At 73.1% G+C, this 11,740-nt stretch carries 10 protein-coding genes; 7 read left to right on the forward strand and 3 right to left on the reverse strand.

Annotated elements, in window-relative coordinates:
* Together LLG88_03565 and LLG88_03570 are read left to right on the forward strand one after the other, a co-directional pair.
* Positions 1-414: protein tyrosine phosphatase (locus LLG88_03565; protein MCE5245986.1), on the forward strand; the 414-nt coding region annotated here is incomplete at its 5' end.
* Complete coding sequence (locus LLG88_03570; GenBank protein ID MCE5245987.1) at positions 411-1,550, forward strand: glycosyltransferase family 4 protein; 1,140 nt, start codon at positions 411-413, stop codon at positions 1,548-1,550. The genes LLG88_03565 and LLG88_03570, both read left to right, overlap by 4 nt.
* Here the strand turns inward: LLG88_03570 and LLG88_03575 are convergent.
* Genes LLG88_03575 through LLG88_03585 form a run of 3 tightly spaced genes read right to left on the reverse strand, consistent with a single transcriptional unit; the run spans position 1,523 to position 5,206 of the window.
* A complete protein-coding gene (locus tag LLG88_03575; protein MCE5245988.1) occupies positions 1,523-2,866 on the reverse strand; it encodes an O-antigen ligase family protein in 1,344 nt (447 codons plus the stop codon). The genes LLG88_03570 and LLG88_03575 overlap by 28 nt on opposite strands.
* Before the next feature lies 1 nt (position 2,867).
* On the reverse strand, positions 2,868-4,088 hold the full coding sequence (locus LLG88_03580; GenBank protein MCE5245989.1) for a DegT/DnrJ/EryC1/StrS family aminotransferase: 1,221 nt from the start codon (positions 4,086-4,088) through the stop codon (positions 2,868-2,870).
* Positions 4,089-4,105: 17 nt separating this feature from the next.
* Positions 4,106-5,206, reverse strand: a complete 1,101-nt coding sequence (locus LLG88_03585) for a glycosyltransferase family 4 protein (protein ID MCE5245990.1) — start codon at positions 5,204-5,206, stop codon at positions 4,106-4,108.
* Between the two features lie 139 nt (positions 5,207-5,345).
* Here LLG88_03585 and LLG88_03590 point away from each other — a divergent pair, with 139 nt between their 5' ends.
* From LLG88_03590 to LLG88_03610, 5 genes are all read left to right on the forward strand, one after another.
* Positions 5,346-6,281, forward strand: a complete 936-nt coding sequence (locus LLG88_03590) for a glycosyltransferase (protein ID MCE5245991.1) — start codon at positions 5,346-5,348, stop codon at positions 6,279-6,281.
* Positions 6,282-6,603: 322 nt separating this feature from the next.
* A complete protein-coding gene (locus LLG88_03595) occupies positions 6,604-9,138 on the forward strand; it encodes a right-handed parallel beta-helix repeat-containing protein (GenBank protein MCE5245992.1) in 2,535 nt (844 codons plus the stop codon).
* A gap of 201 nt (positions 9,139-9,339) precedes the next feature.
* Positions 9,340-10,080, forward strand: a complete 741-nt coding sequence (locus LLG88_03600; GenBank protein MCE5245993.1) for a class I SAM-dependent methyltransferase — start codon at positions 9,340-9,342, stop codon at positions 10,078-10,080.
* A 142-nt stretch (positions 10,081-10,222) separates the two neighbouring features.
* Positions 10,223-11,254 carry a polysaccharide deacetylase family protein gene (locus LLG88_03605; GenBank protein MCE5245994.1) on the forward strand — a complete coding sequence of 344 codons (1,032 nt, stop codon included), beginning with the start codon at positions 10,223-10,225 and terminating at the stop codon, positions 11,252-11,254.
* 2 nt (positions 11,255-11,256) lie between these two features.
* A partial coding sequence (locus LLG88_03610; GenBank protein MCE5245995.1) for an acyltransferase occupies positions 11,257-11,740 on the forward strand: 484 nt, incomplete at its 3' end.

An 11,740-nucleotide genomic window follows, 5' to 3' on the forward strand; every position in this document is an offset into this window, starting at 1 on the left:
GCCTACGCCGCCGCGCGGTGCGCGGAATTGCTTCCCGAGTGCTCCGTGGCGTCGGCGGGCCTGCACGCGACGGCCGGCGCGGCGCCGCCCCGCGCCGCGGTCGCCGCCGCGCGGGAGCGCGGTCTCGACTTGTCGGCGCACCGCGCGACGCCGCTCGGCGCGCTTCCCGACAGCACAGGAACGATCTACTTCGTGATGGAGCCGTGGCAGCGTCGCGCGGTTCGCCGGCGGCGCGGCGACGCGCGGCGGCGGATTCACCTGCTCGGCGCGCTGGCGTCGCCGCCGGTCGTCGCGATCGCCGATCCCTACGGCGGTCCGCCGGAGCGGTTCGCCGCGGCGTTCGCCCTGATCGACGACGCGACGCGGCGTCTCGTCGAGGCGGTGCGCGCGGCGCGCGGACGGAGCGCGCGATGAACGGCGACGCGGCGCCGCGGCGGCTGCTCTATCTGCTCGGAGACCTGGGCGGCGGGACGGGCAACCACCTGCTGTCGATGCTTAGGCGGTTCGACGCCGCGCGCTGGGACGCGAGCGTTTTCACCTGGGCGCCGTACACCGCGCGGCCGGTGGACGGCGTCGCGGTCCGCCGGCTGCGCCGCGCGCCGAAGCCGCTCGACCACTTCCCGGTCGCGCAGGCGTTCCATCTCGCCGCGGCGCGCCGCGCGGCGCGCGAGCTCCGGCCGAGCGTCGTCCACGCCTACTTCTTCTGGGCGATCATCTACGCGCGGCTGCTCAAGAAGGCCGGCTTGATCGAGCGGCTCGTCGAGAACCGCGAGGACGAGGGGTTCAACTGGGGGCCCAAGGAGTACCGCCTCCTGCGCTGGACGCGCGGCGCCGTGGACCGCGTCGTCTGCGTGTCGGAGGGCGTGCGGGCCGTCGTGCGTCGGCGCGAGCTGCTGCCGGAGTCGAAGCTCCTCGTGATCCGGAACGGCGTCGAGGATCTCGCGCCGTCGTTCGACCGGGCGGCGGCGCGGGCCGGCCTGCGCGCCGAGCTGGGCGTCCCGCCCGACGCCCCGCTCGTCGGGATGGTCGCCAACTACCAGCGGGCGGTGAAGGGGATCGACGACTTCCTCGCCGCCGTTCCGCTGATCCTGCGCGACGTTCCCGAGGCGTGGTTCGTCGTGGCCGGCGGGGGGGACCGCGAAGGACGCCTCCGGGCGCTGCGCGACGCCGGCTTGGAGGCGCGGGTTCTCCTGCCGGGCTACCGCCCCGACATCCACCGCGTCTACGCCGCGATGGACGTCTCCGTCCTCACCTCGCGCAGCGAGGGTCTGTCGCTGACGCTGCTCGAATCGATGGTCCACGGCTTGCCGGTCGTCGCCACCGCCGTCGGCGGGAACCCGGAGGTCGTCGTCGAGGGCGCGACCGGTCACCTGACGCCGCCGGGCGAGGCGGCGGCCTTCGCGTCGCGCGTCGCGTCGCTGCTGCGCGATCCGGAACGCCGCGCGGCGATGGGGCGGAGCGCGCGGGAGGAGGCGCTGCGCCGCTTCTCGCTGGGGGCGGCGGCGCGCGCCTATCAGGACTTCTACGCCGGACTGCTCGCCGCCGACTGATCGTCGGGCGCGGGGAAGACGACGCGGTTCAGTCCGGCGAGCAGGCCGACCATGATCCAAAGCGGCGGATACCACGCCGCCGAGAGGAACGCCCCGCAGGCGAGCACGGCGAAGAGCGCGGCGGCCATCGCGCGGCTCAGCATCGACGCCGCGGCGAGGTTCCCGTCGTCGGGCCGCCGCCGCGCGGCGCGCAGGATCTTCCGGTGGGTCCGGAAGCACCACCAGAGCACGATCGTGAACGGGACGACGCCGGCGAGCCCCTGTTCGGCGAGGACGGTGAAGTAGATCGAGTGGCAGACCCGTCCCCACATGTGGTGGCCGCTCTGGTCGGCGTAGACCTGGTCCTCGTAGAGCGGCGCGGCGATGCCGAAGTTGCGCGTGCCGACGCCGGCGAACGGATGGTCCGCGAACATCCGCGTCGCCAGCTTCCAGTAGTAGATCCGCTTCGCGCCGGTGTCGTCGTTCTCGTCCGCGGTCCGGATCGACCGGACCTCGCTCCAGTAGTTCGCGGGCGCGACGGCGACCAGCAACAGGGCGACCGCGGCGCCGAGAACGAGGAGTCGGCCGCGGCGCGGCCCGGTGACCAGAAGGAAGACCCAGATCGCGACCAGCCCGACGAAGCCGCCGCGCGAAAGCGTGAAGGCCGAGGTGAGCGCGCAGAGCGCGACGACGGCGATCAGGACGACGCGGCGGAACAGGCGGCGCTCGCCGAAGAGCAGGTACACGGAGATCGCGGCCGCGGCGTTCAGCGCGAGCGCGAGGTCGTTCTCGTCGCCGAGCCAGCCGCCGAGGCCGACCCCGCCGTGGAGGATGCCGTGCACCGCCGTCGGCACGTGGAGGAGCGCGTACGCCCAGAGCAGCAGCCGCACGTCGCCGACCGTCTCGACGATCGCCGCCGTCGGAAAGACGCAGAGGACGGCGAGCGTCGCGTACTCCTGGAAGCCGACGAAGGCGCGGTAGTTGTTCGCGGCGAACGGCACCTGCGCCGCCATCACGCCGACCAAGAACAGCATGCAGGCGATCGGCGCCGAGATGAACCAGCGGCGGCGGGCGAGAAAGACGACCGTCAGCCAGATCGCGGCGATCAGGCCGGGGCGCAGCGCGCCGAGCGCCGGCGCCCAGGCCATCGGCCGCGCGCACTCGATCAGCAGATAGAAAAGCGCCGGCAGAAGGCGCGTCCACGACGCCGGACCCGCCCCCGCCCTCGCCCCCGCGACCGGCGCCGCCTCGCGCGCCGCGCGCAGCGGCGGCGTGGCCCACAGCCCGCCCGCGCGCCTCTCGCCCGACTCCGGGCCGTCGAACCCGCGGACGGCCACGCTAGGCCTCCTTCGCGGCGCGCCGGAACGCCTCGCCGACGAACGCGACGGCGCGCGGCGAAAAGCCCGGCGAGACCGGCAGCGTGAGCAGCCGGTCGGCGAGCGCGCGCGCCCCGGTCGGCGGCGCGAACTCCGCCGCGAGCCAAGGTTGGACGCCCGGGATGTCGGCGAGGCACGCGGGGTACATCGGGCTCGCCCACACGCCGTTCCGCCGCATCGACGCGAGGGCGCGGTCGCGCGCCGCGCGGTTCGGCGCGAGCGCCGGGAAGCGGAGCCACCCGTCCTCCTCGCGGAGACGCGGGACGCGCCAGCCCGGCGCGGCCTCGACGTAGGGGCGCAGCGCGCGCGCGACGTCTCCCCGCGCGCGGCGCAGCTCCGGCAGACGTTCCAACTCGCGAAGGGCGAGGCGGCCCTGCCAGTGGTGAAAGCGGCGCCGCGGGGCGAACTGCGGATCGAAGACGGTCGCGCCGACGCCGAGGAACGGGACGCGTTGCAGCGCGCCGAAGAACGGCGGCCGCCCGAGCGCGATCTCCGCGAGCAGCAGCGCGGCGCGGCGCCACCCGCCGCCGCGGGCCGGCGCGTCGATCGCCGGGGCCAGCTCCCCGCCGAGCACCGCGCCGCCGCCGCCGAGCGGAAAGAGCTTGCCGCGCGCGAACGACAGCAGAACGAAGTCCGCGCCGGACCGCGGCGCGGGCCATGTCTGCGCGGCGTCCTCGATGAGCGGGACGCCGCGTCCGCCGGAGCGCAGCGCGGCCGCCAGACGCGCGACGTCGAGCGAACGGCCGAAGAGATGGCCGCCGATCGCCGCCGCGAGCCGCGGACTCGGCCGAAAATCGTCGAGCGCGAGGTCGAGCGTTTCCGGATCGACGTCGGCGAGCCGCAGCTTGAGGCCGGCGCGCGCCGCGGCCGAGGCGACGCTCCAGCAGGTGTAGGCGGGAACGAGGACCTCGTCGGCGTCGGGGCCCGCTTCGCGCGCCAGCGCGGCGAGCAGCGCGGCGAGCGCGCTGCGGCCGTCGCCGAAGAGCGCGGCGTGCGGAAGACCGGCGTCGGCGCAGAGGCGACGACCGAAGCGCCGCGCGGCGTCGTCGTCCGCGCCGGCGACGGCGGCGACGACGGCCCGCGGGCGAAGCGCCACCGCGGCGGGGGGGATCGCGCGGAGCGCGCCGAAACCGAAGGCCGCAAGACCGCCGGCGCGCGGCCCCGATTCGCGATGTCCCGACATGCGTCCTTTCCGCCCGCTCACCGCCGGCGCCGGCGTCGCTCGACGGCGTCGTCGTAGACCTCGAGGACGCGGTCGGCCGTGGTCCGGACGGAGAAGGTACGGAGAAACTCGTCGCGCAGCGCCGCGCCGCGGCGTCGCCGCAGTTCCGGATCGGCGACCAAGCGGGCGACGGCGGAGGAGAGCGCGCCGAGATCGTCCGGCGGCGCGAGGAACTCGTCGCGCGGCAGGACTTCGGGGAGACCTCCGACGCTCGTCGCGACGACGGGAACGCCCGCGCGCATCGCCTCGAGCACGACCATCGGGTGTCCCTCGTGATCGGAGGAGACGACGAGAACGTCGAGCGCCGCGACGACGGCGGCCCCGTCCTCGACGTGGCCGAGGAACGAGACGCGGCCGTCGAGCCCGCGCGCCGCGGCCTCCGCCTTCATCGGCGCCTCGAGCGATCCGGCCCCCGCCACCACGCCGCGCACCGCGACGCCGCCGACGACGGGGCCGAGGCCGGCGAGGATCTCGAGGAAACGGTCCGGCCGCTTGATCCGCTCCAGACGGCCGACGAAGCCGACGAGCGCCGTCCCCGCGCGGCCGCGGAGCAAGTCCGCCCGCGGGGCCGCCGGAGACTCGGGAAGGCCGTTGTGGACGACGTCCACCGTCCGCCGCGGGCCGCGCAGACGCTCCGCCAACTCCTGCGAGACCGCGATCCAGCGCCCGCCGAACGTCCGCGTCAGCGCGCCGTCGATCAGCGCCGCCGCGCCGCGCCCCGAGCGCTCGACCGAGGGCGGCATGCCGTGGGCGGTCCGCACGTGCGCGATCGGCCTTCCGGCGACCGCCCACGCCGCCAACAGGTGCTCCTTGTAGCGGTGGCTGTGGACGACGTCGGCGTTCCACTCCCCCGCCGCGCGGCGCACGGCGCGCGCGAGGGAGACCAAGCCGCGCCCCCGCTCCGGCTCGACTTGGACCGGCACGTCGGCCTCGCGCAGCTCCCGCGCCAGTTGTCCCTCGTTCAGCACGATCGCCCGCGGCTCGATCCCCCGTCGGCTCCGCAGCTCGCGCAGCAGGGCGCAGGTCGCCGTCTCGGCGCCGGCCCACAGATCCCCCGAGATGATGTGCAGGCAACGCATCCGGCCCCGCCGCTCCCTCGCCGCGCCGGCGGCGCCCGCGACATCGAAGCGCCCGCCGCTCCCGGCGCGTACACATATCATAGTTCGGTCAAGCCGAGTTCCCGGCCGCGGGATCGGCGCCGAGGGGAGCGCTTCCGGGATGAGACTCGATTTCGTCGTGCCCACGTTGAACGCCGAGCGCGACTTGGCGGCGTGCCTGCAGTCGATCCGGCGGGCGATGCGGCCGGGCGACGGCTTGGTCGTCGTGGACAACGGCTCGGCCGACCGCACGGTCGAGATCGGGCGCGCCCTCGGCGCGCCGGTCGTCGCCGCGCCCGGCGAGACGATCGGCGCGCTGCGCAACATCGGGGCCCGCGAAACCGGCGGCGAAGCGCTGGCCTTCGTCGACGCCGACTGCGTCCTCGACGCCGGCTGGCGCGACGCCGTCGAGCGCGCGCTCGACGATCCGCGCGTCGCCGCCACCGGCGCCAAGTACCTCGTTCCGGACGGTGCGCGTTGGATCGAGAGCGCCTGGTTCTCGCAGCGCCGCCGCCGCGCGGGCCCGGCCTCGTACATCAACTCCGGCAACCTCGTCGTGCGCCGGCAGGCGTTCTCCGCGGTGGGCGGATTCGCCGAGGACCTCTGGACCGGCGAGGACGCGGAGCTCGGCCTTCGTCTTGCGCAGGCCGGCTTCCTCGTGTTCGAAGATCCGCGGATCGCCGCCGTCCATCTCGGGAATCCCAAGACGCTGCGCGCCTTCTACCGCAAGCAGCGCTGGCACGCCGCGGGGATGCTCGGCACGTTCCGCCGCTCGTGGTGGGACAAGCCGCTGGTGATGACCTGCCTCTTCGGCGCGAGTCTCTGCGCCGGCGCCGCGCTGCTTCCGCTGACGGCGCGCGGCGCGGCGTGGGGCGTCGCCGCCGCGGCGTTGGTCTGTTGGGCGCCGGCGGCCTGCGCGCTCTACCGCGCCGCGGAGTGTCGGGACGGCCGGCGGGCGCCCGCGCTCTTCGTGCTCTACGCCGTCTATCTCGCGGCGCGGCTGAGCGCGCTGGCCGGCGCGGTGCTCGCCCCCGCCCGCCGGCCTCGCCGCGGATGACGCGCGCGCGGCGGGCGGCGACGGCCGCGCGGCCGCCGTTCCGCCGCGCGGCTTCTTCGCCCTTCGCGGCGGACGGTCGCTGCAAGGCGGCGCCGTCGTCGTCCGGGGCGCGGGCGTCGGCGCCGCTTCCGGCCGCCGTGCCCCGAACGGGCGATTTGCGTCGGAATCCCCACACTTTCGTAACCGGGCGTCGTCAAACCGACGTCTTCGACCGCGATCGCGCCGACCGTAGCGGGTTCTCCTTGGCGAAGAGCGGGCGCCGCGCGTGGCACGGCCCTTGCTTTGTTCGGAGTTGCCCGCTCGGTCGGAGCATGAGGAGTTCATGATGTCCTTCGCCTGGTTGAAGACTCGAGTCGCCGCCGCGGCGCTGACGGTTGTGCTGCTCGGCGGTTCCGCCGCTTTCGCCGCGGGGAAGACCTACTACGTCGACGGTTCCGCGACCGGCTGCGGCGGGAAAGCGTGCAGCGACTCCAACACCGGCTTGACGGAGGCGACCGCTTTCGCGACGCCGCAGGGATGCGTCGCCAACATGTCCGGCGGCGACACCTGCCTGATCAAGAACGGCACGTACTATCGCGCCGGCGACCAAGGCTACATTCCGGGCTTCAACTTCTGCCGGACCGACGGGAGCCTCAACGGCACGGCGACCCAGTACACGACGGTCAAGAACTATCCGGGCCACAAGCCGAAGATCTGCGCGACCGCGGACTGCGGCGCGAACCCCCCGTCGCCGGCGATCGGCGTGTTCGAAGTCTCGGCGGGCAATCCGTCCTGCGGCTACGTCTCCTTCCAGGGCCTCGAAGTCCAGGGAGCGATCGAGGCGCGGACCGGCTGGGGCACGGCGCCGTCCACCGGCGTGCACCACGTCGAAATCGCCTACAACGACCTCCACGGCGGCTTCGACTGCGACGGCAACTATTCGATGGTCCGGCTGGAGGCGGCCAACCATCTCTACGTGCACCACAACTACATCCACGACATGGACAACGGCGGCGGGTGCGGCTACAACTCGTCGGCGGCCGGCATCAAGCTGTTCGTGAACTCGGACACGCGGATCGAGTACAACACCATCGTCGGCAACTCGTACATGGTCTTCGGCGTGGACGACAAGGACGACTCGGTCCGCAACATCCACCGCTTCAACCGCATCTCCAACACGGCCGCCGCGGCGTTCCGCCTCAACGCGCAGACCGCCAGCTTCGGCGAGAAGCCGGCCGACACCGAGATCGCGGGCAACCTGATCCTCGGCAACGGCATCACGCTGATGATGGACATCGCGCGCCCCTACATCCATCACAACACGATCATCGGCGGCGCGCCGAGCATCAACTTCTACTTCGGCTCGACGACCAGCAACCCGGTCACCGCGGCCGTGATCCGCGACAACGTCGGCCAGACCAGCCAGGGGAACCTCGAGATCACGATCAACAGCTGGGGCTCCCGCTCCGGCGACACGATCGACTACAACCGCTACGACAGCTCGTCCAGCTACCGCGGCGCGATGTACGGCTCCGGCGACGCGACCTACGGCGACATCGCGTCGTGGCGGACCGCGATGGGCTCGGGCCTCGAGGCGCACTCCACCGAGGCCGCGGCGCCGGTCTGCGCCTGGGCCGAAACGACGAACTACACGATCACGCCGGGCACGACGTGCAAGACCCTGTCCAGCAGCGGCGGGGAGGTCGGCGTCTACGGCCTCGGCAGCTGCGTCGGCTACACCTGCGGCGCGGCGACGACCCCCGTCTGCGGCAACGGCGTCGTCGAGACGGGCGAGTCGTGCGACGGAACCAACCTCAACGGCGCCTCCTGCACCTCGCAGGGGTTCGGCGGCGGGACGCTCTCCTGCAACTCGTCCTGCGGCTTCGACACCAGCGCCTGCACCCCCGTCGTCAAGTGCGGCAACGGCGTGATCGACAGCGGCGAGACGTGCGACGGGACGAACCTCGGCGGCGCGAGCTGCAGTTCGCTCGGCTTCAGCGGCGGGACGCTCTCCTGCAACTCGTCGTGCGCCCTCGACACGAGCGCCTGCACGTCGTCCAACCCGCCCGCGCCGACCAACGAATGCTCGAGCCCGCAGGCCGGCTGGATCCTGTGCGACGGCTTCGAGTCCGGCACGATGAACTACTGGAAGGACGACCTGAGCGACGACGGCGGACGCCTCGCGGCCGTTTCCGGCGCGAGCGCCTACACCGGCGGCTACGTCGGACGGCAGACCCAGATCACGGGCGGCACCGGCGGCTGGGGCACGAAGTACTTCGGCGACCACCCGCTCCTCTCCTCGCCGGGCAGCCAGGTGTCCGACTTCTACCTCCGCTCGATGGTCCGTTTCTCCAGCGGCTACAGCTGGCCGACCGGCACGAACAAGATGTTCGTCGTCGCGGCGTTCGAATCCTGGAGCGCCGGCTACCCCCAGCCGCTGAGCTACTCCCCGTACTACGTCATCTTCGACGTGGACAACGTGGGGCGGCCGCAGCTCGAACTGCACCGCAAGGTCGGCTCCGACGTCTGGCGGACCCTCGCGCAGAACGTCGGGACGCCGGTGGCGCTGACGACCGGGACGTGGCACGAGCTCCAGATCCACCTGAAGCTCAACACGGCCGGGGCGGCGGACGGCGTCGCCGAAATCTGGATCGACGGCGTCAAGAAGGCGGCGTTCACCGACGTCGACTTCCGTTCCACCTACACGACGCACGGCTGGAACCACCTGCTCCTCTCGCCGTACGGCAACCCCTCCAGCCCGGCCAACCAGACGCAGGACTGGGACAACATCGTCGGCTCGACGAGCTTCATCACTTGGGCCGGGACCAACGCCGCCCCGAACAACGTGCAGAAGCTGATCCGCGTCGACGTTCACTGACCGGATCGCGATCCTCGCCGGCCCGCGGGTTCCGTGCCCGCGGGCCGGTTCGTCTTTCGGGGCGAACGCGCGGCAATTCCCGTCCGCTACGCAAATTCGCTCCCGCCGCCCCGCGCATTGCGCCGCTCTCGCCGTATTAATAACCGCCATGGCGCCGCGAAGACGGCGCGACGGAGCTCGGCGCGGAAAGGGCGGGCGAGAATGGTGGACGGCGACCGCTGGCAGGCGGCTCAGGAATACGAACGGGGCTACTGGGAGCGCGCGGCGCAGCGCATCTCGGAGGGGGCCGCGAGCCAGCTCGACTGGTACCGCTGGCGGGCCGACCGCCTCGCGGCGCGCCTGAGCCGGCTCGGCATGGGGGAGCTGGCGCAGGGCGGCGCGGCGGTCGTCGAGGTCGGGAGCGGGCCGGTCGGCCTCGCCGGTTTCTTCCCCGCCGCGAAGCGGGTCCTGATCGATCCGCTCAACGAGTTCTACGGGCGCAATCCGGTCCTCACGAAGCTCCGCAACCCGGAGGCGGTCTACCTCGCCGGCCCGGGGGAGTCGCTGCCGATCGACGACGGGGCGTTCGATCTGGCGATCATCGAGAACTGCATCGACCACGTGCGGGACTGCGACGCGGTGATGCGCGAACTGCGCCGCGCCCTCAAGCCCGACGGCGTCCTCTACCTCACCGTCAACTGCCGCTCGCGGCTCGGCTATCCGGTCCACCGCGTCCTCTCCCGGCTGCGCCTCGACCGCGGCCACCCGCACACCTTCGTTCCGCGGAAGCTGGAGCGGCTCCTCCGGGCCCACCGCTTCGACGTCCAGGAAGTAGACCCGGAGTCGTACTGGACGTCGTTCTGGGCGGACCTCTGGTCGCCGCGCGGACGCGACCGGCTCAAGGCGCTTCTCGGCATCAGCGAGTACATCGCCAGCGCCGTCGCGATCCGCCGCGACGCCTGACCGCCGTCGCCCGCCGCGGGATTTCGCCGCCGGAACCGCAAACGCCGCTTGAGCGGACGGACCCGACCTACGTACCATTCACTGCGCCCGCGGGGAGGCGGGCGCGCCTCCCCCGTCGGCGAGGCCGCCGAAGGAGAGCGACGTGAATCCGCTCAAGAAAGGCGTGCTGCGCGTCGCCTGCTCGAGGACGATGAGGCGTCTCTACGCGCCCTTGCTGCGGAACCGCGCCGCGATCCTGATGTTCCACCGCTTCGCCTGCCCGGACGCGGGGGTCGAAGGGCACTCGCCGGCGACGCTGCGCGCGGTCCTCGAACGTCTGCGCCGCGACCGCTACCGCGTGGTCGGTCTCGCGGATCTCTTCGCCGCCCTCGACGAGGGGCGGGTTCCCGAACCGAACACCCTCGCCTTCACCATCGACGACGGCTACTGGGACCAAGCGGAAATCGGCGGCGCGGTCTTCGCGGAATACGACTGCCCCGTCACGACGTTCGCGACCACCGGCTTCCTCGACGGAACGCTCTGGTTCTGGTGGGACCGGGTCGACTACGTCCTGCGGCGCACGGCGCGTCCCTCGCTGGAGGCGTCGGTGGGGAACGTCGCCTGGCGCGCCGCGACGGCGGGCGACGCGGACCGGCGGCGCGCGCGGGCCGAGTTCGTCGCGCTCTGCAAGAGCGTCTCCGAGGAGGACAAGTTGGCGGCGATCGAGCGACTCGCCGAACGCGCCGAGGTGGCGCTGCCGTCCGCGCCGCCGCTTGAGTACGCCCCGCTGTCGTGGACCGATCTGCCGCGCTACGAGGCGCGCGGCATGACGTTCGGCCCGCACTCGGTGACCCACCCCGTGCTGTCGCGCGTCGGCGACGAGCAGTCGCGCGGCGAGATCGAAGGTTCGTGGCGGACGCTCCGCGACCGGGCCTCGCGCCCCGCGCCGATCTTCTGCTACCCCAACGGCAAGGCGACCGACTTCGGCCCGCGCGAGACGCGGCTCCTGGCCGAGGTCGGCCTCCGCGGCGCGGTGACCGGCGTCTCGGGCTACGCGACGGCGGCCGGCGCGGGGGAGCGCGGCGACTGCCTGTACCGCGTGCGCCGCTTCGCCTACGAGGCGCACCCCCTGCTCGTGCTGCAGTGCGCGAGCGGGTTCGAGCGGGTGAAACAGCTGATCCGGCGGGAGGCGTGAGGATGCTCGGCTGGGCGATCGACCTTGCGGCGTCGGTCAAGCGCCGCGCGGAGGAAGCGCGCGACGCGCGCCGGTGGAGGAGGCTGCGCGGGCTCGGCATGGTGATCGGGCGGAACGTGCTGCTTCCCCCCTCGACGTGGATCGACGTCAGCCACTGCCACCTCATCTCGATCGGCGACGGCTGCGGCTTCGGGGAGGAGTGCCTGATCCTCGCCCACGACGCGCAGATGGACGAGTTCCTCGACGCGGCGCGCATCGGCCGGGTGACGATCCGGGAGTCCTGCCATCTCGGAGCGCGGACGATCGTCCTGCCGGGCGTCGAGATCGGTCCGCGCACAATCGTCGGCGCCGGGTCGGTCGTCTCCCGCTCGCTGCCGCCGGAGACGGTCTGCGCGGGAAGCCCGGCGGCCGTCGTCTGTTCGCTGGAGGAGTACCTCGCCAAGCACCGCGCGCGGCTCGAGACCGCGCCCCGCTTCGAGTACGAGC

Source organism: bacterium (assembly GCA_021372775.1).
Lineage (GTDB): Bacteria > Acidobacteriota > Polarisedimenticolia > J045 > J045 > JAJFTU01.